Source organism: Geminicoccus sp. (genome assembly GCF_036263595.1).
In the GTDB taxonomy this organism is placed as follows: Bacteria; Pseudomonadota; Alphaproteobacteria; order Geminicoccales; family Geminicoccaceae; genus Geminicoccus.
The window spans coordinates 1-23,743 of record NZ_DATAGQ010000008.1; the positions used below are offsets into that span (position 1 = coordinate 1).

21 protein-coding genes and 1 other RNA gene are annotated in these 23,743 nt (G+C 66.6%); 13 read left to right on the plus strand and 9 right to left on the minus strand.

Annotated elements, in window-relative coordinates:
* Positions 1-33 precede the first annotated feature (33 nt).
* Complete coding sequence (gene atpA, locus VHL31_RS00620) at positions 34-1,569, minus strand: F0F1 ATP synthase subunit alpha (RefSeq protein WP_329659263.1); 1,536 nt, start codon at positions 1,567-1,569, stop codon at positions 34-36.
* A complete protein-coding gene (locus tag VHL31_RS00625) occupies positions 1,569-2,165 on the minus strand; it encodes a F0F1 ATP synthase subunit delta (RefSeq protein WP_349262322.1) in 597 nt (198 codons plus the stop codon). The genes atpA and VHL31_RS00625 overlap by 1 nt, the downstream gene beginning before the upstream one ends.
* 195 nt (positions 2,166-2,360) lie before the next feature.
* On the opposite strand from VHL31_RS00625, the gene VHL31_RS00630 reads away from it, so the two are divergent.
* A complete protein-coding gene (locus VHL31_RS00630; RefSeq protein ID WP_329659265.1) occupies positions 2,361-3,041 on the plus strand; it encodes a YqhA family protein in 681 nt (226 codons plus the stop codon).
* A 196-nt stretch (positions 3,042-3,237) separates the two neighbouring features.
* Here the strand turns inward: VHL31_RS00630 and VHL31_RS00635 are convergent, their stop codons facing one another.
* Entirely contained in the window at positions 3,238-5,442 is a 2,205-nt protein-coding gene (locus VHL31_RS00635; RefSeq protein ID WP_329659266.1) for a primosomal protein N', read from the minus strand.
* Positions 5,443-5,492: 50 nt separating this feature from the next.
* Between VHL31_RS00635 and VHL31_RS00640 the strand changes: the two genes are divergently transcribed.
* Together VHL31_RS00640 and VHL31_RS00645 are read left to right on the plus strand one after the other, a co-directional pair.
* Positions 5,493-6,422 carry a tyrosine recombinase XerC gene (locus VHL31_RS00640; protein ID WP_329659267.1) on the plus strand — a complete coding sequence of 310 codons (930 nt, stop codon included), beginning with the start codon at positions 5,493-5,495 and terminating at the stop codon, positions 6,420-6,422.
* A gap of 114 nt (positions 6,423-6,536) precedes the next feature.
* Complete coding sequence (locus VHL31_RS00645) at positions 6,537-9,458, plus strand: AsmA-like C-terminal region-containing protein (RefSeq protein WP_329659268.1); 2,922 nt, start codon at positions 6,537-6,539, stop codon at positions 9,456-9,458.
* Here VHL31_RS00645 and fumC read toward each other — a convergent pair.
* The 3 genes from fumC to ssrA all read right to left on the minus strand — a co-directional run bounded on the left by fumC (position 9,367) and on the right by ssrA (position 11,795).
* Positions 9,367-10,770: a class II fumarate hydratase gene (fumC, locus tag VHL31_RS00650; protein WP_329659269.1), complete on the minus strand. Its 1,404-nt coding sequence runs from the start codon at positions 10,768-10,770 to the stop codon at positions 9,367-9,369. The genes VHL31_RS00645 and fumC overlap by 92 nt on opposite strands.
* 106 nt (positions 10,771-10,876) lie before the next feature.
* Positions 10,877-11,392 carry an SspB family protein gene (locus VHL31_RS00655; RefSeq protein WP_329659270.1) on the minus strand — a complete coding sequence of 172 codons (516 nt, stop codon included), beginning with the start codon at positions 11,390-11,392 and terminating at the stop codon, positions 10,877-10,879.
* 62 nt (positions 11,393-11,454) lie between these two features.
* Positions 11,455-11,795, minus strand: a transfer-messenger RNA (tmRNA) gene (gene ssrA / locus VHL31_RS00660).
* A 50-nt stretch (positions 11,796-11,845) separates the two neighbouring features.
* Between ssrA and thyX the strand changes: the two genes are divergently transcribed.
* The 5 genes from thyX (at position 11,846) to VHL31_RS00685 (ending at position 16,307) form a co-directional block, all read left to right on the plus strand.
* A complete protein-coding gene (gene thyX / locus VHL31_RS00665) occupies positions 11,846-12,781 on the plus strand; it encodes an FAD-dependent thymidylate synthase (protein WP_329659271.1) in 936 nt (311 codons plus the stop codon).
* A gap of 197 nt (positions 12,782-12,978) precedes the next feature.
* Entirely contained in the window at positions 12,979-13,821 is an 843-nt protein-coding gene (locus VHL31_RS00670) for an OmpA family protein (RefSeq protein ID WP_329659272.1), read from the plus strand.
* Positions 13,822-13,926: 105 nt separating this feature from the next.
* Complete coding sequence (locus VHL31_RS00675) at positions 13,927-14,772, plus strand: TIGR02587 family membrane protein (RefSeq protein ID WP_329659273.1); 846 nt, start codon at positions 13,927-13,929, stop codon at positions 14,770-14,772.
* Between the two features lie 6 nt (positions 14,773-14,778).
* Positions 14,779-15,168: a hypothetical protein gene (locus tag VHL31_RS00680; protein ID WP_329659274.1), complete on the plus strand. Its 390-nt coding sequence runs from the start codon at positions 14,779-14,781 to the stop codon at positions 15,166-15,168.
* 923 nt (positions 15,169-16,091) lie between these two features.
* Complete coding sequence (locus tag VHL31_RS00685; RefSeq protein WP_329659275.1) at positions 16,092-16,307, plus strand: hypothetical protein; 216 nt, start codon at positions 16,092-16,094, stop codon at positions 16,305-16,307.
* A gap of 806 nt (positions 16,308-17,113) precedes the next feature.
* Here VHL31_RS00685 and VHL31_RS00690 read toward each other — a convergent pair.
* Positions 17,114-18,133 (minus strand): zinc-dependent alcohol dehydrogenase family protein, encoded by a 1,020-nt coding sequence (locus VHL31_RS00690; protein ID WP_329659276.1) that lies wholly within the window; start codon positions 18,131-18,133, stop codon positions 17,114-17,116.
* 270 nt (positions 18,134-18,403) lie between these two features.
* Here VHL31_RS00690 and VHL31_RS00695 point away from each other — a divergent pair, with 270 nt between their 5' ends.
* The 3 genes from VHL31_RS00695 (at position 18,404) to VHL31_RS00705 (ending at position 21,582) form a co-directional block, all read left to right on the plus strand.
* Entirely contained in the window at positions 18,404-19,303 is a 900-nt protein-coding gene (locus VHL31_RS00695) for an NAD(P)-dependent oxidoreductase (protein ID WP_329659277.1), read from the plus strand.
* A gap of 342 nt (positions 19,304-19,645) precedes the next feature.
* A complete protein-coding gene (locus VHL31_RS00700; protein ID WP_329659278.1) occupies positions 19,646-20,956 on the plus strand; it encodes an MFS transporter in 1,311 nt (436 codons plus the stop codon).
* A gap of 272 nt (positions 20,957-21,228) precedes the next feature.
* On the plus strand, positions 21,229-21,582 hold the full coding sequence (locus VHL31_RS00705) for a hypothetical protein (RefSeq protein WP_329659279.1): 354 nt from the start codon (positions 21,229-21,231) through the stop codon (positions 21,580-21,582).
* 276 nt (positions 21,583-21,858) lie between these two features.
* Here VHL31_RS00705 and VHL31_RS00710 read toward each other — a convergent pair whose 3' ends face one another.
* Positions 21,859-22,113, minus strand: a complete 255-nt coding sequence (locus VHL31_RS00710) for a hypothetical protein (protein WP_329659280.1) — start codon at positions 22,111-22,113, stop codon at positions 21,859-21,861.
* A 424-nt stretch (positions 22,114-22,537) separates the two neighbouring features.
* On the opposite strand from VHL31_RS00710, the gene VHL31_RS00715 reads away from it, so the two are divergent.
* Both VHL31_RS00715 and VHL31_RS00720 read left to right on the plus strand, forming a co-directional pair.
* Positions 22,538-23,089, plus strand: coding sequence for an OmpA family protein (locus VHL31_RS00715; protein ID WP_329659281.1), 552 nt, complete (start codon positions 22,538-22,540; stop codon positions 23,087-23,089).
* A 99-nt stretch (positions 23,090-23,188) separates the two neighbouring features.
* On the plus strand, positions 23,189-23,437 hold the full coding sequence (locus tag VHL31_RS00720; RefSeq protein WP_329659282.1) for a hypothetical protein: 249 nt from the start codon (positions 23,189-23,191) through the stop codon (positions 23,435-23,437).
* A gap of 52 nt (positions 23,438-23,489) precedes the next feature.
* On the opposite strand, the gene VHL31_RS00725 is transcribed toward VHL31_RS00720, so the two are convergent.
* On the minus strand, positions 23,490-23,743 hold a 254-nt coding region (locus tag VHL31_RS00725), incomplete at its 5' end, for a hypothetical protein (protein WP_329659283.1).

Below are 23,743 nucleotides of genomic sequence, written 5' to 3' on the forward strand. Positions count from 1 at the left end.
TTGAGGCTTGGCATGGTTCGGCGGCCTCAGTGATCAGGCGAAGGTCTGGCCGAACTCTTCGAGCAGAGCCTTGAGCTTGGCTTCGGTCTCGGAGGTCAGGTCCTTCGTGTCGCGGATCGAGGCGAGGATCTCGGTGCCGCGGTTGCGCAGCGCGCCCAGCAGCTCCTGCTCGTAGCGGCCGACGTCGGACACCTTGACCTTGTCGAGGTAGCCGTTGACGCCCGCATAGATGACCGCGACCTGCTCCTCGTTCACCATCGGCACGTACTGCGGCTGCTTGAGGAGCTCGGTCAGGCGCGCACCGCGGTTCAGCAGGCGCTGGGTGGAGGCGTCCAGGTCGGAGGCGAACTGCGCGAAGGCAGCCATCTCGCGGTACTGGGCCAGCTCCAGCTTGATCTTGCCCGCGACCTTCTTCATCGCCTTGGTCTGCGCGGCCGAGCCCACGCGGCTCACCGACAGGCCGACGTTCACCGCCGGGCGGATGCCCTGGTAGAACAGGTCGGTTTCCAGGAAGATCTGGCCGTCCGTGATCGAGATGACGTTGGTCGGGATATAGGCGGAAACGTCGTTCGCCTGGGTCTCGACGATTGGCAGCGCAGTGAGCGAGCCAAGGCCGCTGTTCTCGCCCAGCTTCGCGGCCCGCTCGAGCAGGCGCGAGTGGAGGTAGAACACGTCGCCAGGATAGGCCTCACGTCCCGGCGGGCGGCGCAGGAGTAGCGACATCTGGCGGTATGCGGTCGCCTGCTTGGACAGGTCGTCATACACGATCACGGCATGCATGCCGTTGTCGCGGAAGTACTCGCCCATCGTGCAGCCGGTATACGGCGCCAGGAACTGCATCGGTGCGGCGTCCGACGCGGTCGCGGCCACCACGATGGAGTAGTCCATGGCGCCCATGTCGGTGAGCGTCTTCACCAGCTTGGCGACCGAGGAGCGCTTCTGGCCGATGGCCACGTAGATGCAGAACAGCTTCTTCGTGTCGTCGGTGCCAGCGGCAGCGTTGGTGGCCTTCTGGTTGATGAAGGTGTCCACCGCGATCGCCGACTTGCCGGTCTGACGGTCGCCGATGATCAGCTCGCGCTGGCCGCGGCCGATCGGGATCAGCGCGTCCACGGCCTTCAGGCCGGTCTGCATCGGCTCGTGCACGCCCTTGCGCGGGATGATGCCCGGCGCCTTCACCTCGACCAGGCGACGCTCGGTCGACTGGATGGGGCCGCGGCCGTCGATCGGGTTACCGAGGCCGTCGACCACGCGGCCGAGCAGGCCCTTGCCGACCGGCACGTCCACGATCGCGTTCGTGCGCTTGACGACGTCGCCTTCCTTGATGGCGCTGTCGTTGCCGAACACGACGACGCCGACATTGTCCTCTTCGAGGTTCAGCGCCATGCCCTTGATGCCGTCGCCGAACTCGACCATCTCGCCGGCCTGCACGTCGTCCAGGCCATAGACACGGGCGATGCCGTCACCCACCGACAGGACACGGCCGACCTCGGCAGTCTCTGCCTCGGCGCCGAAGTTCGCGATCTGGTCCTTCAGGATCGCCGAAATCTCAGCGGCACGGATATCCATCAGCTGAACCCTCTCATCGCGACGTCAAGTTGCTGAAGCTTGCGCTTCAAGGAAGCATCCACCTGGAGCGAACCGAGCGTGAGGACCAGCCCCCCGAGCAGGGAAGGGTCGACCTTCGTCGCCAGCCGCACCGTCTTGCCGGTATGCGCGTTCACCGCATCCTGCAGCGAAGCCACCTGCTTGGGGTCCAGCTCCTTGGCCGAGACGACCTCGGCGGTCACCTCGCCACGCTGCTCCGCCAAGCGGGTCCTGAACGCGGCCACGATCGACGGCAGCGCAAACAGGCGCCGCTTGGCCGCGAGCACGCTCAGGAACTTGCGCGTAGTCTCGCTGGAGTTCAGCTGGTTGGCCAGCGCCGCTACGGCACTGGCATGTTGTTCGCGGCTGACCACCGGGCTCGCGATCAGACGCGCGAGGTCCGGTGTTTCGGCGACCGAGAGGTCCAGCTGGTCCAGGTCTGAAGCGACCCTGTCCAACTCCCCGTTCTCGTTCGCCAGCTCGAAGATTGCATGCGCGTAGCGCGCAGCCATTCCCGAGCTCGTGGCGGTTGTGGCGGACAAACGAACCCCGTCTTCGGCTGCGGGCGGCACGCGCATAGTGTCGGCATATCGCCACCCGACTTTCGGCGGTGCGGCGGATAACACGCTCCCGTGAGCGCTGCAAGCGACGGACCACGCTCTGCGCGCCCGGATGCCGCAGCACGTCATGCCGAACCGGACAGCATTTTCCCGCCCGGGTCCGCTGGCCTCCATGGACGTTGCTGGACTGGTTCACCATTGGAAGTCCGCAGCATGCCCAGCCCCGATCCGTACGAACCGATGGCCAGGCCGCCGACCAGCACGCCCGAGCCACCGGCCGTGGTTCCGCTGGCCGGCCTCGGCCGCGCTGTCGGCAAAACGCGCTACGTCGTGCTGGTTGCGGTGGCGGCCGTGCTGCTGATCTCGCTGACGCTGTTCCTGCTGGGCGCTGCCGAGGGGATCCAGATCACGGTCGAAGCCTGGCACGCCGCGTTCAGCCGCCACGAATTCGCCTCCACCGACCTCACCGTGAAGTTCCTGGCGGTGATCAGCACGATGCTCAAGGCGGTGGTGATGTATCTGGTGGGCGTCGGTCTCTACAGCCTGTTCATCGAGCCCCTGAACCTGACGGCAGCACTCGGAGTCGAAAGCCTGGTCGACCTGGAGACGAAGGTCGTCAGCATCGTGGTCGTCATCCTGGGGGTGACGTTCCTGCAGCACTTCATCCACTGGAAGGAGCCGATGGAGACGCTGCAGTTCGGTGGGGCACTCGCCCTGGCCGTGGCTGCGTTGGTCCTCTTCCAGTGGAACAGCCGCCAGGGAAAGCAATTCACCAAGGAGCATTCGCCCAACGAGCAGAAGCGGGCCGCGGGCGAGTTGTTCCACGCCGACCGCGAGGAGCGGACCGTCCGGGCGGACGAGGTGGAGGAAACGGCGAAGCCCGACGACCGATGAATGTCAGGTCCAGTAGTAGGGCCGGGTCGTCGCGTCGATGTCGGCCGTCTGGAAGGACGTGATGCCGAACAGAACATCGTCACCCATCGTACCGGTGCCGACCACCATCGATTGTTCACCACCCGCCAGGAAGCATGGCGCATGATCCGAAGATGAGCGGAGCCTGTTCAAAATATTGTACAAGATTGAGGTGGAACTAGAGAAAGTCGTAGGGATCGACGTCGATCGAGAGCTGGATCGAGGCGTGCTGCTTCACCTGACCGGTCCAGGCGCGGATCCAGGCAGGCAGATCGACCTCCGGCGCGGCCTGGACCAGCAGGCGCTCGCGCCAGCGGCCGCGCAAGAGCGCGATCGGCGCCGGTGCAGGTCCCAGGACACGCACCCGCGGGTCGACCGGGGCTGCCAGCGACAGGTGGCGGGCTGCTGACTGGACGTCAATCTGGTTCGGGCCCGAGAGGATGAGCGAGGCCAGCCGGCCGAACGGGGGCAGCCCGCCGTCCATCCGTTCCTCGATCTCGGTCGCGACGAAGCGGTCACGATCGCCGGACGCCAGGGCTCGCATCACCGGATGGTCGGGCAGATGGGTCTGGATCAGCACCGTGCCCGGCTTCTCGGCCCGGCCGGCGCGACCGGCGACCTGGTAGAGCAACTGGAACGAGCGTTCCGCGGCGCGCAGGTCGCCGCCGCCCAGGCCCAGGTCGCCATCCACCACGCCCACCAGCGTCAGGTCGGGAAAATGGTGGCCCTTGGCGACCATCTGGGTGCCGATCAGGATATCGATCGTGCGGTTCTCCATCCCGTCCAGCACGGCGGCCGCCTGCCCGGCGGTCGTGGCCGTGTCGCTGGTGAGCAGCGCGGTGCGGGCCTTGGGGAACAAATGGCGGACCTCGTCGGCGATCCGCTCCACGCCCGGCCCGGACAGGGCCAGCGCATCGATCGTGCCGCATTCGGGGCAATGGTCCGGCTCCGGCATCGAGAAGCCGCAATGATGGCATTGCAGCCGGCGGCGCAGCCGGTGCGCGGTCAGCCAGGCCGAGCAGTTCGGGCAGCGGAAGCGGTGGCCGCAGGCGCGGCACAAGGACAAGGGCGCATAGCCGCGCCGGTTCAAGAACAGCAGCGCCTGGTCGCCACGTTCCAGGGTCGCGCGCAGCTGGGCGACGAGGCGCGGTGCCAGGAAGCCGATGCTGCGCCGGGGCGTGCGGGTGCGCAGGTCGACGATCTCGACGGGCGGCGGCGGCGCGGAGCCATGGCGCTCGGGCAGCACAAGGCGCTCGATGCGGTCCGGTCCGACACGCTCGGTGGCGACGATGGTCTCCAGCGAGGGTGTGGCCGAGGCCAGCACGACCGGGCAGTTCTCGAACCTGGCCCGGGCGATCGCCGCATCGCGCGCCTGGTAGGGCACGCCCTCGTCCTGCTTGAACGAGGAATCGTGCTCCTCGTCGACCACGATCAGGCCCAGGTCCTGCAGCGGCAGCCAGAGTGCCGAGCGGGCGCCCACCACCAGCGGCACCTTGCCCTCGAGGGCGGCCCGCCAGATCTTGCGGCGCCGGCTGGAGCCGACATCGGCGTGCCAGGTGATCGGGTTGACCCCGAAGGCGCGGGCAAACCGGGCCGCCCACTGGCTGGTCAGTGCGATTTCGGGGAGCAGGATCAGGGCGCGCCGGCCGGCCTGGAGACAGGCGGCGATGGCGGAGAAGTAGACCTCGGTCTTGCCGGAGCCGGGCACGCCGTCCAGCAGGAACGCCTGGTGGCGGCGGGCAGCCACCGCGTCCTTCAGCCGATCCGAGGCAGCCGCCTGCCCTTCGTTCAGGGTGACGCTGACAAGGTCCGGATCCGGCACCGGCCAGGCTTCCTCGACCGTGCGCGTTTCCGAGACCAGGGCCGCGCCGTCGATCAGCTTCTTGACAACAGCGGTCGAGACACCGGCGGCACGCGCGAGATCGGCGGGCGTGCGCGGCTCGATCATGGCCTGCTCCACGACCTGGCGCTGCTTGGCGGTGAGCTTGGCTCCGGCCGCTCCGATAGCTGGCGTGAACACGTCGACCGTCCGCGGCGGCTCCAGCGCGCCCGGCGTCGACAGCGCCAGCTTCAGCACCTGGCCTCGCGGGCTGACCGTCTCGTAGGCGACGTGGTCGACGAGCCGGCGCAGCGTCCACGGGAGCGGCGGGATGTCCAGCGCCGAGCCGAGCGGGCGCAGGCGCCCGGGATCGACCGCCTTCTCGGGCCTCGTGTCCCACACCACCCCATGAAGGACCTGCCGGCCGAACGGCACGGCCACGACCGTGCCGGGCACGGGCATCGGGCGGCCCTCCGGCAACAGGTAGTCGAACGGACCATCCAGCGGAGCCGTGACGACGACCGACACAGTGCGGCGGGAATCGGGGAAGAGATCAGGGATCATGCGTCCTGCATATATAGGTATGGTCGAGCCGCCGTGCTACCGCATGGGCCATGCTGCACGGTGCCGACGACTTCGACGATGCCCTCCTGTGCTGGTTGCACGAGCTGGCCAAGGAGCGCCGCTTCTCCCCGGAGACGGTGGGCTACTATGGCGACGAGGTCCGGCGGCTTGCCGCCTTCCTCGCGCGCCACCTGGGCGAGCCCGTTTCGCTCGCCATCCTGATGTCGCTGAAGCCGGCCGACTTCCGGTCCTGGCTCGCGGACCGGCAGCGGCAGGGGCTCTCGCGCGGCTACATCATGCGCGGCGTGGCGGCGGTGCGCTCGTTCTTTCGCTGGCTCGACAAACGGCGGCAACTGCACAACCCGGCCCTGTTCGCCCTGCGCACGCCACCTGCCCCCCGCCGACTGCCCCGGCCGCTCACGATCGAGCAGGCCAAGGGGGTGACCGACATGGCTGGCGAGGTTGCGCGCCCTTTCGTCGCCAAGCGCGACACGGCGATCCTCCTGCTCCTGTGGGGATCCGGGCTGCGGATCGGCGAGGCGCTGGGCATCCCGCGTCACGCGGTGCCTGCCGACCCTGTGACGATGCAAACGGTCCGCGTGCGCGGCAAGGGCGGCAAGGTGCGCGACGTGCCCGTGCTGCCGACGGTGGCCCAGGCCATCGCTGCCTACCTCGCGGTCTGCCCGCACGTGCACGGCCCGGACACGCCGCTCTTCCTCGGCATCCGTGGCCAGAAGCTGTCGCGCGGGGCGGTGGCGGCACGGGTCAGGGAAGCCCGCTCCGCCCTGGGCCTGCCGGACACGGCCACGCCGCACGCGCTGCGCCACAGCTTTGCCACCCACCTGCTCGAGGATGGCGCGGATCTGCGCTCGATCCAGGAACTGCTGGGCCACGCCAGCCTGTCGACGACCCAGAAATACACGCAGGTCGACCAGGAGAAACTCTACCAGCTCTATGGTGCCAGCCATCCGCGTGCCTGACGATGCCACCGCACCCGGCGGGACATGCCCTGATCGTGACGGTCTTGTTTGCGTTCTGCGACCGCTGTTCCTAGGGTCGCGCCGTCCTTTGTCCGGTCGAGCCTGAACGATGCAATGCGCCTGCGTGCCGTCCTCCTGATCCTGGTCGCGGCGGCAGCTCTCGTCGTCCTGGCAGCCGGCGGCTTCTACCTGCTCTCCGATGCCGAACGGGTCAGGCGCACCGCGGAGACCTCGCTGAGCCAGGCGCTGGACCGCGACGTGCGGCTCCAAGGCGCGATCGGCCTGCGCTTCCTGCCGACGCCGCAGGCGATCATCGCCGATCCCACCGTGGTGGCCGAGGACAGCGGACAGCAGCTGGCCGAAGCCGACCGGATCGACCTGCTCCTTTCGCCGGTCGCCCTGCTGACCGGCAACGATCCCGTCGCCTCGCTGACGGTGGTGCGGCCGGTCCTGGCAGCTCCGGTCGTGCCGCATGAACTGTTCCGGCTGGTGCATGGGATCGGCGTGGGCTCCATCCGGATCGTGGACGGGAGAGTATCCTTCCAGGCGGTGCCCGATGCACCCGTCCTCGGCCTGACCGGCCTGAACCTGGAGCGGACCCGCGACGAGGCCGGCGAGACCCGGATGGAGCTGCAGGCGCGCGACGACAGCGGGGGCGGCAGCCAGCCCTTCGCCTTCGCCGGCAGCTTCCGCGGGGCGGATGGGAGCGGCGGGGTGCCTGCGGAGGTGAGCCTCACGCTCGGCACGCCAGGCAGCGAGCTGCGCGCCGGGTTCCAGGGGTTGATCGGGCTGGATCGCCTGTTCGGGCGGGTGGAGATCGACACGAGCCGCCCGCTGCCGGCCTGGCTCGGTGACGCCGCCCGGTTCGCGCCTGCGGGTCCATGGCGGGCGGAGGCGCGGCTGGACGTGTCGCCGGCACGGATCAGCATCCCCGAACTGGCAGCTGCTGCCGGCGAGGCGAGTGTCGGCGGCGAACTCGAACTGGACCGGGCGACGGCGCGAGGTTCCGCCCGGCTGGAGTTGCACGACGCAGCGCTGGATATTCTGGGCGATGCTCTCGTCCTGCCGGCGGGCTACAGCGTCACGCTGCGCCTGGCTGGTCGTGACCTTGCGGTACGGGGCGTGGCGGTACCGAACCTCGACCTGGAGGGGCTGCTCGAGCCAGACGGTCGTCTCGCGCTGATGCAGGTCAGCGCCACGGTCGCGGCCAATGGCGCGTTCCGGCTGCGGGACGGCCAGTTCACCGGCGGCGCAGACCCGATGCTGACGGGCTTGGTCAGCCTCGACCTGCCCACGGCGCGCACGGTGCTCCCGCAGCTCTTCACCCTGCCGGCCTGGCTCCCTCCCGACAAGCCCGGCGCCCTGCTGGCGGAAGGCCGGGTGCAGTGGAGCCCAGGCCGCATCCTCCTGGACGAGGCGGAGGTCCGAGCCGACCAGCTGGGCTACCGTGGCAGGATCGCCCTGGGGCCGGACCGCGTCGGCCTCGTCGGCACGTTCGACCGGCTCGACCTGGACGAGTGGTGGAACGGACCGTCGGATCCTGCCACCATCCTGGCTGCCCTGCCGGACGGGTCGGCCGACATCCGGATCGACCGCCTTTCCCGCGGCGCTGCCTGGATCCAGGACGTCGCCGTAGAGGCGTCGCGCGCGGGCGGCCGCCTGGTGATCGCCGAGGCCAGTGCCGGCGCCAGCGACGACCTCCGCCTCACGCTGGCCGGCACCATTGGATCCGATGCTGGCGTCGTGGACGTCGTGGTCGACCTGGACGCGAAGCGGCCCGCCCGGATCGCCTCGCTGCTGGAGATCGACCTGCCCTGGCTGTCGCGGTTGCAGGAGGTGGAAGGAACGGCTTCCCTGCGCGGCCCGAGCGACCGGCTCGACATCGACATCGAAGCCCGGAGCGGCGACCGACGGGTGCAGGTGGCGGGCCTGCTCGGCTCCGGCACCCGAGCCGATGCCACCTCCTTGCGGCTGCGCGGCGATGCGCCCGATCTGGCCGCCCTGCTCGGCGACCTGGCACTGCTGCCGCTTGCACCTTCGGCCCTGCGCGGGCCGGTCGAGGTCACGGCCGACCTGTCGCGGACAGCGGAGGGCCACTGGGTCGCCCTGACCGACCTCAGGGCCGGCCCCCTGCAGACGACCAGCCGCCTCGATCTGCGTCTGACCGGCGGAATCCCCAGGGTGGCCGGGCAGATCGCGGTCGCGCCGATGGCCGAGGATGCGGTGCCGGCCATCTACGACATGCTGTCGACGGGTTTGGCGTTCGCCCCAGGTTCGCCGCTGCGCTGGCCTGGAAGCTGGCCGCAGGACCAGCTCCGTTTCGCCTGGCTGTTCAGCACCGAGCTGGACCTGATCGTGCGGCGGGAGGGAGCGCAGGAGCGATCCGGCCTGCTGGCCCTGCAGCTGGCCGACGGACGGCTGGACCTGGAGCGGCTCGACCTCGACCTGCCCACCGGCGGACGCCTGCGCGGCCAGATCGGCCTGGATGGCAATGGCGAGGTGCCAAGGCTCGGCCTCTCGCTCACGCTGGACGAACTGGACAGCGCCGCCGCGGGGGCCTTGCTGGGGATCGGGCGGGCACCCGACACGAGGCTTGCCGCAGAGATCGACCTGGCCGGGGCCGGGACGTCGGTCGCTGCGATGGTGCAGAGCCTTGCCGGCACGCTCCGGCTGGCGACCGGCGCCGGAAGCATCCCTCCACCGGCAGGAAGCCTGGCGGAACCGTTCACGTTCGCGAGCATCCAGGGCGCTATCGCCTTCGAGCGCGGCCTGGCCCGCAGCGAGACGCCGGGCCTGGCACTCGACATGCCGGACGGGACACGTCGCTATCTCGACGCCATGCTCGACCTTCCGGTCTGGTTCCTCGACGCCGTCCTTCCCCCGGAGGCGGACCGGCCGGGCTGGCACCTGCTGGGCCCGCCCGGCCGCCTCCAGTTCCGCGAGATCAGTCCGACGGACCCAGCATCAGCTCCGGACGCACCAGACGGTCGAACTCCTCTTCCGTCAGGAGCCCCAGCGCCAGCGCCGATTCCTTGAGCGTGGTCCCCTCCTTGTGCGCCTTCTTGGCGACCTTGGCGGCGTTGTCGTAGCCGATCTTGGGGTTGAGGGCCGTCACCAGCATCAGGCTCTCGTTCATGATCCTGGCAAGCCGCTCGCGGTTCGGCTCGATGCCGGCCACGGCGTTGTCCGCAAAGGACCGGCTCCCGTCCGCGATCAGCCGGATCGACTGCAGGACGTTGTAGATGATCACCGGCTTGAACACGTTCAGCTCGAACTGGCCGTTCGAGCCCGCGACCGACACCGACACCTGATTGCCCATGACCTGGGCGCTCACCATCGTCAGTGCTTCGGACTGGGTCGGGTTGACCTTGCCCGGCATGATCGAGCTGCCCGGCTCGTTCTCCGGCAAGGAGATCTCGCCCAGGCCGCAGCGGGGGCCGGAGCCCAGCATGCGGATGTCGTTCGCGATCTTCATGAGCGACACGGCGATCGTGTTGAGCGCGCCGTGCAGCTCGACCATCGCGTCATGCGTGGCCAGCGCCTCGAACTTGTTGGGCGCGGTCACGAACGGCAGCCCGGTCAGTCCTGCCACCTCGGCGGCGAACGCCTCGGCAAAGCCCTTCTTGGCATTCAGGCCGGTGCCGACCGCGGTGCCGCCCTGCGCCAGGTACCAGACCCGCGGCAGGGCCGCCTTCACCCGCTCGATGCCGTACTCGATCTGGCAGGCATAGGCGCCGAACTCCTGGCCCAACGTCATCGGCGTGGCATCCTGGAGATGCGTGCGGCCGATCTTGATGATGTCCTTGAACGCCTCCGCCTTGGCGGCCAGCGCCGCGTGTAGATGCTCCAGGGCCGGGAGCAACTCGTTGTGCGCCTGCTCGCCGGCCGCGATGTGCATGGCAGTCGGGAAGACGTCGTTGGAGGACTGGCCGCGATTGACGTGGTCGTTCGGGTGGACCGGGGACTTGCCGCCGCGCTTGCCCGTGGAGAGTTCGTTGGCGCGGCTGGCGATCACCTCGTTGGTATTCATGTTCGACTGGGTGCCGGAGCCGGTCTGCCAGACCACCAGCGGGAACTCGTCGAGCAGCTTCAACGCGACGACCTCTTCCGCGGCCGTGGCGATCACCTCGCCGAGCGTCGGATCGAGCTCGCCCAAACGGACATTCACCCGCGCGGCCGCCAGCTTCACGATGCCCATGGCGCGGATCAGCGGAGCGGGCATGCGCTCGCCGCCGATCCGGAAGTTCTGGATGGACCGCTGGGTCTGCGCGCCCCAGTGGTGGTCGGCCGGGACGTCGATCGGACCGAACGTGTCGGTCTCGACCCGGACCCGGGTGGCATCGCTCATCGAACTGGCTCCTGCGCCCATTGTTTGCGGCTCAGGTCGCGGCTTTCGCGCCATCCGTCAACGGGTCGGGCTTGCGCGAAAGGCCGGCTTGCGCGGGACGCTGAGCTCAGCGCTTGCGGAACCGGTCCAGCGACACGATCTGGGCGCCGCCTTCAGGTACGGGATGCTCCGCAGGCTCGGCGGCCCGCTCCGGCAGTTCCGTCACCTCGCCCTCGCGCGGGGCGAGCAGCGGCAAGGCCGGTGCTGCAACCTTCTCCGGCAGCGGCGGCTCGATCGTGAACTGCAGACCGAACTCCACGCCCGGATCCGCAAACACCTTGAGCGCGGCGAACGGAATGACGATGCGCTGCGGCTGGTTATTGAAGCTGAGGGTCACGGCCATGGTATCGTCGTCGACCTGCAGGTCCCAGTACTGGTGCTGCAGGACGATCGTCATCTCGTTGGGATAGCGCTCGCGCAAGGACGGGGCGAGCGTCACGCCCGGATGGTCGGTGCGGAACGTGACGTAGAAATGATGGGGCGACGGCATCCCCTCGCGGGCGACCCGCAGCAGGACGTCGCGGACCACGCCCCGGAGCGCCTGTTCGACCAGCTGGCCGTAATGAATGCTGTCCTTGCTCATCTCGACCTTGAAGCCGCCACAGGGCCGAAGAAGCCCGACAATCGCGAAAAGAGTACCGATGAAGTGGGGGGGCTTCTGTTGCCCGGCGCCCCCCCGAACCGCGCTTACCTAATGATTAGGCAGCGAGGGCCAGACGGCTATTGTCGTTGGCACTTGTGTTTTGGTCCGGTAACGGCGGTACCATGCCGGGCAAAAGTCACACCTTTACTACGCACGTCGATCCTGATTCGCCCCCGTACTGCGCCTGGGCCTGCTCGTTGCCACGAGCCGGTCCAGGCGAATTGGTGGAGGCGCCGGGCTCTGCCCCCGGGTCCGCAACGCCTATGCCGTGTGATGTTTATCGCCATAGTCGGCTTGCACCGACGCGATGAATATAGGCCTTGCTCGTGCCCAATGGAAGAGTGTGACGCGCTGCGGTATGGCGAGCACCCCGACGGACAGGAGAAGGCAGCCATGCGTTTGAACGAGAGCCAGGCGGCCGAGATCGACGAGCTGAGAACGGCCGATCAGGCACCCACCCGGCGCGCCGTGGTGCCTGCCCTGGAGGAGATCCTGTTCCAGCCCCTGCCCGTGCTCGACCAGGGCTTCATCCGTGTGGTCGACTACATGGGCGACGATGCCGGCGTCGTGCAGGCGGCGCGGGTCTCCTACGGCAAGGGGACGCGCAAGGTGTCGGACGATCGCGGCCTGATCCGCTACCTCATGCGCCACCGCCACACCTCGCCCTTCGAGATGTGCGAGATCAAGCTGCACGTGAAGCTGCCGATCTTCATCGCCCGGCAGTGGATCCGGCACCGGACCGCGGCGGTGAACGAGTACTCCGCGCGTTATTCCGTGCTCGACGACGACTTCTATGTTCCCGAGACCGGCGCCGTCGCCGTCCAGTCGCACGACAACCGGCAGGGCCGCGGTGCCGCCTTCTCTCCCGAAGAGGCCCAGGCCGTGCAGCGGACGATCCGAGAGGCCGGCGAGGAGGCTTTCGCCCGCTACCATCGCCTGCTCAACGAGGATGGCAGCGGGCAGCCGGCCGACCCGGACAAGGCGGGCGTGGCGCGCGAGCTGGCCCGGGTGGTGCTGCCGTTGTCGACCTACAGCCAGTGGTACTGGAAGATCGACCTTCACAACCTCCTGCATTTCGTGGCGCTGAGACTGGATACCCATGCTCAGGCAGAAATTCGCGCCTATGCCGAGGTGCTGGCAGCGATCCTGCAGCGCTGGGTGCCGCTGACCTGGGAAGCGTTCCAGGACTATCGGTTGAACGCTCTGGAACTCTCTGGCCCAGCAGTAGAGTTGCTGAAGAGAATGCTGGCTGGCGAAAAGGTCACGGTGGACGAGAGCGGTCTCTCGCCACGGGAATGGCGGGAACTGGTGCACAGCCTGGGCGTTTGACGGTGTCGCAGAGGGACAATTGTGCTCTTCCGCCACGCAGGACGTTGCTTCGTTGTCGCAACCGCCTCAGAAAAGCGGGAAGAGCCAGGGTGTTACCGACTCATTTACGGTGAAACCCTTATGCTGCTTCTCGCTCACGGCGCCTGCGGCGTCCGAGGCGTTAGGAAATTTGTCACGGACGAACGCGCGGAGGTATCATGAAATCCAAGATCCGCCAGATCGCCGGGGTTGGAATTGTCGCGCTCCTTACCGGGTGCTCGGCCTTCACCTCGACATCTGAGCTGAACGAAATCAAGAAGATGAACGCCAGCGGTGATGCATTCACCCAGGCCCTCTTCAAGGAATACACCGCCCTCTCGCAGAGCGAATACGATCAGTACGACTGGAAGGACTCGCTGTTCTACTCGCAGCGCGCCAAGGAAGCAGCCGCAGGCCGCGTCCCGACGCCGACCGAGATGAGCCAGCGCAGGGAGCCCGCCGACATGGTGGGTGTCCTGACCGAAGCCCGTGCCCAGCTCGTCGACGTGCTCGCTACCGAGCAGGCCACTGCCGATCCCGCCACCGCCGCGAAGGCGCAGGCGAGCTTCGACTGCTGGATGGAGCAGCAGGAAGAGAATTTCCAGATCAACGACATCGCGATGTGCCGCAAGGGCTTCGAGGATGCGATCGCTGCGCTGACCCCGCAGGCGGCTTCGGCCTCCGAGGTCATCGCGATCGCTGCCGACGTCCTGTTCGAGTTCGACAAGTCGGTCGTCCGCAACGAGTTCAAGCCGCGTCTCGACGAGATCGCTGCCGAGCTCGTGGCCGACACCAACAAGCGCCTGCTGGTCTGGGGCTTCACCGACACGGTGGGCACGGCCGAGTACAACATGGGCCTGTCCGAACGTCGCGCCGCGGCTGTCGCCGAGTACTTCGAAACCAAGGGCGTCGATGCCTCGCGTCTGACCACGCAGGGCTTCGGTGAAACGCAGTTGGCGGTTCCGACCGGTGACGGCGTGCCCGAGCCGCGCAACCGTCGCGTCGAAGTGCGTCAGCGCTGAGCCTCTTTCTCCAGGTGCCGTGTACCTGGAGAATTTGGCACTGAAGGAAGCCCGCGCGCTCGTCGCGCGGGTTTTCTTTTTTGGAGTCCGCCAGAGCACGGCCCGATGACCGCCGACTGGACCGCCGGGATGCTGGACGATCTCGATCTCGACTATGCCAGGGAGCTGGCCCGGGCGACGGGTGGTGCCATCCTGTTCGCGTTCCCGCTCCTGATGACGATGGAGATGTGGTGGCTGGGCTTCTACGCGGACCCAGCGCGCCTGGCCCTGTTCGTCGGCCTCGGCATGCTCCTGCTGATCGGTCTTTCGAGGCGGGTCGGCTTCTCCACGCACTCCCGCTGGTTCGACGACATCTGCGACGCCCTCTCCGCGTATGGGGTCGGCGTAGTCGTGGCGTCCCTGCTCTTGGCCCTGTTCAACGTACTGCAGCCGTCGATGCCGCTGGACGAGTGGATCGGCAAGATCGCCATTCAGTCTGTGCCGGCCGGCATGGGTGCCATCCTGGCGCGCGCGCAGTTTGCCGCGGCAACCGACGGCGAGGAGAAGAACGCGCCACCGCCGAGCTACGGCGGCGAGTTGTTCTTGATGATCGCCGGTGCGGTTTTCGTAGCGTTCAACGTGGCCCCGACCGATGAGATCGAGCAGATCGCCCAGCTGATGACGCCCTGGCACGGCATTCTGCTCGCCCTGCTGTCCATGGGCCTTCTCCACCTGCTGGTCTATGCGCTGGGCTTCGCCGGCCAGGAGGAATGGCCGGCGGATCAGGGCTTCGTCAGGCTGTTCGTCCGCTTCAGCTTGGCCGGCTACGGGCTGGCCCTGATCGTGAGCCTGTATATTCTCTGGACGTTCGGCCGCGTCGACGACACTGGATCTGCCGAGATCGCGATGATGACGGTCGTGCTGGGTTTCCCGTCGGCGCTCGGTGCAGCCACCGCACGCCTGATCGTGTGACCGGCCATGAGCGATGCTTCCGATAAAGAGATACCACGTACACCCCTCCTGGAGTGGATCGCCGCGTCCGCGGGGGCGCTGGTCGCTGCCGGCCTGATCGGCTATCTCACCTGGCATGGGCTTACAGGCGCCGACGCGCCGGCCGATCTGGTTATTCGTGTCGATTCGATTGAGGCGACGTCAGCCGGTTTCCGGGTCGAGATCTCGCTGGTGAACCAGGGAGACCGCACCGCCGCCGCCGCGACCGTGAAGTCGTTCTCCGAGGCCGACGGCGAGGCCGAGATCACCTTCGACTTCGTGCCGGGCAGCTCGGTCCGTCACGGCACGCTCCTGTTCCGCGAACAGCCGAGTCCGGACCGGCTCGACCTGCGCGTGGTCGGCTTCCGCGAACCCTAGAAGCGGCACGCTCCTGCCAGCGAGCAGCGGCCGGGAAGTTGCTGTTGGTCCAGGCAGCATGCTGTCCGACCGGCGCCACCGAGGGTCAGGCCCGCTCTCATTGCTGCCGTCATGGAGCGGGCGCAGGGACAGTCCGCGATCACCACCTTTGCATGGCCGGCGGCGCCTGCATGGGCGACGGCCTGTCCGAGCCTTGTGCCGGCAACCTGGCCAGCCGATCGCCGTGAACAGCTTCCGCCGCAACTGCCTGAGCCGCTCGATGCTGGCGGATGCCGCTACCGACCCTGGATTGCTGCCAGCTCAGTTCGACGGCGATACCATCCGCCCATACCCAGCATTGCGCACCCGCCGAGCAACGCCGGATCAGCGCCTGACCCGGCCCCGTCCGCAAAAACGCGGGAGGATTGAAGGCTGCATCCTGCGCACAGGCAGGTCCCCGCCAAAATCGGAGCGCGAGGGGAAAAGTCGGGTCAGGCTGGCGTGAAGCAGAGCACCGGACATCGATCGACGGGCCAGTCGATTTTTTGCAGCAATCGCCTCGTACAGCGTGAGATCGGAGACCGTTGTCGCGGCGTGCATAGCCAGCTCTGGCACTGGCAAGGAGGCGGAGCGGCCGCCGGGCACGATGATCTGCGGCAAGGCGCAGCCTGGCCGACCTTTCGCGATGGACACTGACAAGTAGAGCAGCCGCCCGCTGATTCTCATCTCGATGGCAGTCGATGACCCTGCCATGTGCGACATCGTGGACGTCTATGGTCGTTCTTCCGTGGGCTGGGGAACTTCTTTGCCAGAATCGAAATTTATGAAAACGAAACAAGCGACCAGACCTTGTCGTCTTACCGGATCGTCCAGTTCAGCTCCATGCATCTATTATTTCCTTGCATCCCTGTTTCTTGAACGCTGATCCAGGAGGCGTGAAGCACATGGCCCAAGAGACAGCGAAACGTCCAGGTCAGATGGCAGATTCCAAGCTCGTATCGATCCAGCTCGATGTTCAGGACGAGGACGTCGCGCGTATCAAGGCGATGAGCCAGATCCTGGCCAGCGATACCGAAGCGTCCCGGCGGCTTCGGGCAAAGATCGAGGAGATCCTCAGAGGCACGCCCCTTGAAGTACCAAAGAGAACTGCAGGCACCTGACTGGCCTGTCGGCGAAGCCGCCAGCCGGTGATGCGATGCGTCTGGGCACGATCCGGCTCATGGCGGTGGAAGTCATCGTCATGCCTGGTGCCGGCAGTTCCTCATCGTCCACGGCAAGACAGCGTGAACGGGGAAGTCAGGCGAAGGGCCGGCGGTCGCCCGGCCGCCCGGGCCGGTGCTGGAAGACATGGAAGCCCGCCGGACGATGCCGCCAAGTCTGCGAGCACCGCCTTTCCATGATCGTTGGCTGGTGCTCGTCGCTGCGGCCGGACGCAGAAAGGGTGCCATGGCCGAGGCGGAAGCCAATATTCCAAAGCGCAGGGCCCAGTCTCGAGCGATCGTCGGCATCGCAAGGCTGCAACTGGAGATCTTCACGAACTGGCCGCGCAGGCCAACGTCCTCTTCCAGGCCGGTTCGTCCGTCCGCACTGCGGCAAAGGCGCTCATCTGCTGCATCGGCGCAGGTGCCGCATGGGTGCTTGCCCTGCCCGCCGCTAGACCTTGGAAAGGCCGCGCGCGGCCCCTCATGATATCCTCCCTTCTTCCGCCGCCCGACCGTTCCCTGGGCGGCATTTTTTTGATCATCGGCTGGCGCGATCTAGCCGTTCTCCTCGACCGGGCATGCAAGCACGTCCCCCTGCCCTGTCGCTTAGGTCCTGCCGGTCGCCGGGAGGGCGGGGCGCTCCGGACCGTGGCCCCTGGCCGACGAGGAGAGCCTGGTTCGGCAGAGCCGAGCCGGCATGCTGGGCTTTGCCCAGGCGGTGGGCCTCCGCAGGCCGCCCCCACCGCTTGGCGAAAAGCGGACCGTCAAGGAATGACCATGACCTTGACCTCGCCGGGAAGCGGGTCCCGCCGGATCACCTCGGGCACCTGGTCCAGCTTGATCCGCTGCGAGACGAGCTTGCCGACCTCGATGGCCCCCGACGTGATCAGGGCGGCCGCGCGGCGGTGGACGAACGGATTGATGAACGAGCCCTGGATGCGCAGCTCGCGCATCATGATGTCGCTGGGCTCCACCTCGATCGTCTGGCCCTGGGGCATGACGCCGACGATCATGACCGTGCCGCGCCGCCGGGCGAGCTTCATCGACTGACGGACGGTGTCGGGCACGCCGGCACACTCCATGACCACGTCGACGCCGCCGGGAACGAGACCATCCACGCCGGCGATCGCCGCAACCGGGTCGAGTGCGGTGGGATCGATCGTGTCGGTGGCGCCCAGTTCCTCTGCGAGCCGGCGGCGGACGGCCTGGCGCGTGGAGAGGATCACGCGCGTGGCGCCGGCAAGGCGTGCCAGTTGCAGGGTGAGCAGGCCGATCACCCCGCCACCCAGCACCACCACCGAATCGCCGGCCTTGATTCCCGCCATGTCGACGGCGTGCAGGCAGCAGGCCAGCGGCTCGCAGAAGGCGCCATGCTCGGGATGGAGCGAGAGCGGCAGCTCGACCGCCTGGGACTGCGGGACAACCGTGTACTCGGCAAAGCCGCCATCCAGCGCCAGGCCCAGCGCCTTCCAGTTCTGGCAGTGGTTGACCAGTCCGTCCTGGCAGGCCGGGCAACGTCCGCAGAAGATGTTCGGGTCCACCGTCACCCGCATGCCCGGTCGAAAGCCGGTCACCCTGTCGCCGACCGCCTCGACGATGCCGGAGAACTCGTGGCCGAGCGTCACCGGTGGCGAGGTCGGGAACTCGCCGTGCAAGAAATGCCGATCGGAGCCGCAGATGCCGCAGGCCTCGACGCGTACGAGCAGATCGGTGGGACCCGGCGACGGCCTGGCGACCTCGCTGACGAACAAGTTCTCGATGGATTCGAGCCGCACGGCCTTCATCTTGTCCTCCCTCTGCCTGAGCCCTGCTGCTCGCAGCCGGCGGGCCAGTCCTGGGAGGCCGGGATTATTCCGTCAACGGCCGATGATCTCCCCGCACCGTGGCTTCGGCCAAGCCCAGGCGATGAGCCACCTCAATTGATGGGCGAGAATGGTACGGTCCGCAGGCCGTTCTATCGCTGCGCTGGATTTCAAGATAGCGAACCGGCTGGACGCAGCGGCGACATCCCGTCCGGCGAGCGGCCGCGAATACCAGCGGGGAGTTCAAATCACATGCCCAAGCGGATCCTGTTCACGGGTGGGACCGGCAAGGCCGGGCGCCATGTGCTTCCCTGGTTGCTCGAGTGCGGCTACCGCATCCTGAACTTCGATCTGAAGCCGTTCGACCACCCCTCCATCCCGTCGCTCGTCGGCGACATCACCGAGGAAGGCCAGGTCCTCAACGCGATGACCATGCATTTCGGCTTCGACGGCTTCAGCGAAGGGCGACCTGCAGCGCCGGTGGACGCCGTCGTGCACTTCGCAGCCGTGCCGCGTGTGCTGATCAACCCCGACAACGAGACCTACCGGGTCAACGTGATGGGGACCTACAACGTCATCGAGGCGGCGATGAAGCTCGGCATCCGCAAGGTCGTGATCGCCTCGAGCGAGACGACCTATGGCGTGTGCTTTGCGGAGGGCGACAAGGACTTCAAGCGGTTCCCGCTCGAAGAGGACTACGACGTCGACCCGATGGACAGCTATGGTCTCTCGAAGATTGTGAACGAGCAGACGTCACGCGCCTTCGCGCAGCGTTTCAAGGCGGACATCTATGCGCTGCGCATCGGCAACGTCATCGAGCCGCACGAGTATGACCGCTTCCGCGGGTTCGTGGCCGATCCTGCCTCACGCAAGCGCAATGCCTGGAGCTATATCGACGCCCGCGACCTCGCCCAGATCGTGCATCTGTGCCTGGAGAAGGACGGGCTGGGCTATCAGGTGTTCAATGCAGTGAACGACACGATCACCGCCGATCTTCCCACGGCTGAGTTCCTGGCCAAGTGGTGCCCGGATACGCCGGTCACCCGGCCGCTCCAAGGCTACGAGGCGCCGCTGTCCAACAGGAAGATCCGCGAGGTGCTGGACTTTCGCGAGGCGCATGACTGGCGCAAGGAGATCGGCCGGACGGGCTAGCAACCGAACCGCCGAGCGGCTGATCGTGCCGGGCAACCAGCGGCTCAAGCGTGACCGCTGAAAGCGGGGGCCAGTGGCGTTCCGCCGCTCCACGGGCGGCATGATCCCGGTTGGCCGCAGCGCCCACGGCCCGGACTTTCAGCCTCGGCCTCCAAAGGCTTGCCTAGGTGCATCGCGTGACTGAGGCAGTGACCTAGCTGACCGGCAGTTCGCGCAGGTTATGCTCCGACTGCGCTGCCTGGACACTGGACGGCGCATGAACGTCCTCGGTAGCTGTCGCTTTTTCCGGAAGTCGTTGCCGTCCGCCACGCGGACCAACCACGCCGCACCGTCGGACGAGACATGCATCAAGCTGGCATACATCTTCCTGTCGCCACCAGCCCTTCCAGCGACCGCTTTCGCGGAGCTCTGGCCGGCGCAGCCGGCAACCTTCTGGAGTGGTACGACTTCGCTGCCTACGGCTACTTCAGTGCCATCATCGGTCGGAGCTTCTTTCCTTCCGATACCGCCTACGTTTCGCTGCTCTCCGCTTTCGCCGTCTTCGCCGCGGCCTTCTTCATGCGCCCCATCGGGGGCATCGTGTTCGGCCATATCGGCGACCGCTTCGGCCCAAAGAGGGCGCTGTTCACCTCGGCCGTGGTCATGACGCTGTCCACGTTCGCGATCGGGTGCCTGCCCACCTATGAAACGGCGGGCGTCCTGGCGCCTGTCTTGCTCGTGCTACTGCGGCTGGGACAGGGAATGTCCGTCGGCGGCGAATACACCGCCTCGGCGGCTTACCTTGTCAGCAGCAGCGCGCCTGAGCACCGAGGGCTCATGGGCAGCCTCACCCCGCTGGGCGCGACGAGCGGCATCATGGTGGGCTCGCTGACCGGTGTCGTCATCTCGGACCTGTTGACGCCGAGCGAGGTAGAAGCATGGGGCTGGCGCTTGCCATTCCTGCTCGGCATCAGCCTGGGTTTGTTCGTCCTCGTCCTGCGCAGCAGGATGCAGAGCGACACCGTTCCGGCCTCTACAGGCCGACAAGCCCAGAAGCTGCCGCTTCGCGAAGCATTTCGCACCGATGCCGCGGCGATGCTGCGTGCTTTCCTAGCGACATTGATCCTGGCAGGAGGGTTCTATCTCATCTTCATCTATCTTGTGACCTACCTGCAGACGCAAGGCGGGGCCGACCAGCACGAGGCGTTCGTCATCAATACGGCGAGCATGCTGGTGATGCTGATGTGCCTTCCCCTGTACGGCATCCTGTCCGACAGGATCGGACGCAAGCTTGTGCTGACCATCCAGATGATCGGCGTGATCGTCTTGTCGATACCGCTCTTCGCGCTGATCAGCAGCCATCTGCCGATCTGGATCATGCTCGGTCAGATCGGCTTTGCCGTTCTTCTGGCCGGCATCGGCGGCGTGATCCCGTCGATGCTCATGGAAGCGTTCAGCAGCCAGGCTCGCAACACCGCCATGGCCATCAGCTACAATGCCGCCATGGCCTTGGTCGGCGGCACCGCTCCCATGGTCGCGACAGCCTTGATGGCTCGGACCCAGAACCCGATGACCCTGGCGTACTACATGATGGGTCTCTCGCTCCTGTCTTTGATCGGTGTTCTCGCTCTCAAGGATCGCACAGGGAAGCCACTGACGGGCAACTCCATGTGACGCCGGCAATCGATGCCATTCCAATTGTCCAAGAAGCCTCCCTGCCGGCAGGGGGCGCGCATGAAACGATGTCATGAAATGACAGGCATCTACAGAAATTGCAGATTTTCCGGGCTTGACGAAGTTTCGTCAGGACACGCGCCGGATCACATTTCGTTGGTTGTTGCTGACCTGGTTCGTGACGGCGGGTCATATATCCGCTACCGCTCGTCTGTCAGGGGATCACGGCCGGGTTGGACTTCATGCGCCTTCTCACATGGATAGTCGTTGGGATGGGTATCGTTCAGGGCGTGCCGGCAAGGGCTGCCGATGCACCGGAACTGACCGGGACCTGGAGCGGTGTCGGCCCCTCGGTCAGTGACGACGAGGGATGGGAGGCAGCCCGATCGACCAACCTCCAGATCACCGAGCAGCGTGGGCAGACCTTCAAGGGGCGCGTTCAGTACGAGGGCGGCGAGGAGGACTTCATCGGTGTGATCAGGGCAGACGGCAAGAGCATCCTGATCGCGAACGACGACGGCAACGTCACGGCAACGCTCGTAAGCCCGAACGAGATGGAAGTCTGCTATGTCGAGGGCGGTAGCGATGCCACCGCAACCTGCAGCATGCTGAAGCGGAGCGAGTAGCCAGAGGGGAAGCGACAAAGCCGAGGCCGCCTGCGGTCCGGCTGGCGCCTATGTCGGCAAGCTCATCACCTCGAATATGTTCATGAAACTGGGTTTGCAGCAGTGCCTGCAGTGCTGGTGGATCATAGGCGCGACCGACGTTTTGGCTGCCTGATCCGCTTCAGCAGCGCAGTATGACCTACTGCGCCACCGCATCGACATGATTTGAACCGGCCGATCAGTGCCGTTCCTTGCATAAGCCCATGCAGGCGCTCTGCGACGTCGGCTGTTCTCGACCTATGCCGCGTCCGGCCACCGATCATGCGCCTGCATGTCGGCCAGCACCGCCAGCGGGACGACGCCCCTGCCATGACGCAATGGTGGAGCGATTTCCTGCCTGCGCTCCTGCTCATCCGCCGCCGCGCGCATGCGGGCGAGTTCCGCATAGGCGTTGCTGATCGCCGTCACCAGCGATGTGTCCGGCCTTCCATCCGCGCTGGAGGCCCTAGCTCTGAGCTCTTCCAGTGCCCGCTCGATCGCGTCCCCGGTCATTGCTGCCTCCTGATCGTGCATGTCAGTTCTGAACGTCGACACTACACCGAGCTACTGCGGCAGCCGCGAACAGCACTGATGGCCCTGTCGCCTGCCAACTCCCCATTTTCCAGGCAGCCTCTGCAACGGCCACCATTAGGTTATATGTGAGGCTTGCGACAGGATTTGGCAACACATCCGTGCGCAGGGGGCGCTACCACCCTTGGCCAGCCAGGAGCGACCGCCGTCGCCGCCGGACAACGTTCAATGAGTCCAGCCAAGTAAGTGCCGGAGGATTGTTGGGATCGAGCTGGGGCTGCGGGATGCCGGGCTACGTGACGAGCGTCACATGGCACTCAATTGAGCGAGTTATGTGATCAGGTTACTATGCAGGAACTCGGCGGGCCCGTCGCATGGCGCGACGATGCCGATCGATGAGGTCAACATGGTTACGCGACGACTGATCGTTTCGATGGCGGCGATGGCGCTGTTGGGCTCCGTCGCTGCTTCCTCTGTCCATGCTGCCGATGACGGATTGAGCGAAAGCGCTCTCCGTGAGGCGCTGCTCGGGACCACCAGCGCGCCCAGCGCCCCTACCCTCAGGGGCATCCAGGCAGGCGGCGACGATGACGACGACGGCATGTGCAGTGCCGGCATCTGCCGGGACATCAAGATCGAGTTCGCCAACAACAAGTACACGCTCTCCAACAAGGCGAAGAGCAACCTGGATACGCTGGCATCGGTCCTGAAGGACGCGGAAGGCAAGGGCTGGAAGTTCGAGATCTCGGGCCATACCAACGCGACAGGCCCCGCTGCCCACAATGACTGGCTGTCGCAGAAGCGGGCGGACGCGGTCGCGGCCTACCTGGCCCAGGACAAGGAAATCCCCAAGTCGATGCTGGAGGCCGTGGGCTTCGGCTCGAAGGAGCCCCTGCCCGGCCTTGACCCCAAGAACGGAAAGAACCGCCGTGTCCAGGTGAAGCGCGTCGACGGCTGAGAGGGCGGCGCAACGGGAAGATGCAAGGGAACCGTGAGGGGCGAGCGGCGTCGTTCACTCGGCATGGACGATGCCATATCTCCCGAAACGGGCAGCCTGATGAAGCCTTCGTCTCCGACCGACGTTCTCCGCGAACATGTCTACCTCACGCGCCTGCTGCTGCGCCTGATCAGCGCCGAGCAGCATGAAGAGGCAGACTACGTACTGGCGGTCCTGCAGACCGACCTGGCGGAAATGGACCAGGTGCCGAAGGGACGGAACTGGCTGCGGCCGGGACAGGTGCCGCCGCAGGGCTGGCCAGTCTACGAGGCGGCGCTGCGCTGGTTCCAAGGAGACTTCCGGGACTGACCGGCGACCGGCCGGCTACCCGGAAGTTCCCGAGGTCATGTGATCGAGGCGCTCAAACGTCGTCGGCGTGGACCGCCGAGCGCAGGGCAGCGCGCAAGCCTTCGTCCGCGCTGTCGGCCGAGCGAAGCGCTCCGGAGACATGGGTGCAGTAGTGCTGCCACTGCTCATCGATAGAACCGATGTCGGATGAAGCGGATGCGCTCGCCTCAGCCTCGTCGGTCTCGGATCCCGATGATGCGAGCAAGTTCAAGGTAGCAGACGAATGAATGTCGGCCATCGACAATCCCCTATCGCACTGTTGTGGAT

Coding starts and splice junctions, on each gene's coding strand:
- VHL31_RS00695 (WP_329659277.1), top strand. CDS start 18,404: ATGCCCAAGCGGATCCTGTTCACGGGTGGGACCGGCAAGGCCGGGCGC.
- VHL31_RS00685 (WP_329659275.1), top strand. CDS start 16,092: ATGGCCCAAGAGACAGCGAAACGTCCAGGTCAGATGGCAGATTCCAAG.
- VHL31_RS00715 (WP_329659281.1), top strand. CDS start 22,538: ATGGTTACGCGACGACTGATCGTTTCGATGGCGGCGATGGCGCTGTTG.
- VHL31_RS00720 (WP_329659282.1), top strand. CDS start 23,189: ATGAAGCCTTCGTCTCCGACCGACGTTCTCCGCGAACATGTCTACCTC.
- VHL31_RS00670 (WP_329659272.1), top strand. CDS start 12,979: ATGAAATCCAAGATCCGCCAGATCGCCGGGGTTGGAATTGTCGCGCTC.
- VHL31_RS00705 (WP_329659279.1), top strand. CDS start 21,229: ATGGGTATCGTTCAGGGCGTGCCGGCAAGGGCTGCCGATGCACCGGAA.
- VHL31_RS00630 (WP_329659265.1), top strand. CDS start 2,361: ATGCCCAGCCCCGATCCGTACGAACCGATGGCCAGGCCGCCGACCAGC.
- VHL31_RS00690 (WP_329659276.1), bottom strand. CDS start 18,133: ATGAAGGCCGTGCGGCTCGAATCCATCGAGAACTTGTTCGTCAGCGAG.
- VHL31_RS00700 (WP_329659278.1), top strand. CDS start 19,646: ATGCATCAAGCTGGCATACATCTTCCTGTCGCCACCAGCCCTTCCAGC.
- fumC (WP_329659269.1), bottom strand. CDS start 10,770: ATGAGCGATGCCACCCGGGTCCGGGTCGAGACCGACACGTTCGGTCCG.
- VHL31_RS00680 (WP_329659274.1), top strand. CDS start 14,779: ATGAGCGATGCTTCCGATAAAGAGATACCACGTACACCCCTCCTGGAG.
- VHL31_RS00710 (WP_329659280.1), bottom strand. CDS start 22,113: ATGACCGGGGACGCGATCGAGCGGGCACTGGAAGAGCTCAGAGCTAGG.
- atpA (WP_329659263.1), bottom strand. CDS start 1,569: ATGGATATCCGTGCCGCTGAGATTTCGGCGATCCTGAAGGACCAGATC.
- thyX (WP_329659271.1), top strand. CDS start 11,846: ATGCGTTTGAACGAGAGCCAGGCGGCCGAGATCGACGAGCTGAGAACG.
- VHL31_RS00635 (WP_329659266.1), bottom strand. CDS start 5,442: ATGATCCCTGATCTCTTCCCCGATTCCCGCCGCACTGTGTCGGTCGTC.
- VHL31_RS00655 (WP_329659270.1), bottom strand. CDS start 11,392: ATGAGCAAGGACAGCATTCATTACGGCCAGCTGGTCGAACAGGCGCTC.
- VHL31_RS00640 (WP_329659267.1), top strand. CDS start 5,493: ATGCTGCACGGTGCCGACGACTTCGACGATGCCCTCCTGTGCTGGTTG.
- VHL31_RS00645 (WP_329659268.1), top strand. CDS start 6,537: ATGCGCCTGCGTGCCGTCCTCCTGATCCTGGTCGCGGCGGCAGCTCTC.
- VHL31_RS00675 (WP_329659273.1), top strand. CDS start 13,927: ATGACCGCCGACTGGACCGCCGGGATGCTGGACGATCTCGATCTCGAC.
- VHL31_RS00625 (WP_349262322.1), bottom strand. CDS start 2,165: ATGCGCGTGCCGCCCGCAGCCGAAGACGGGGTTCGTTTGTCCGCCACA.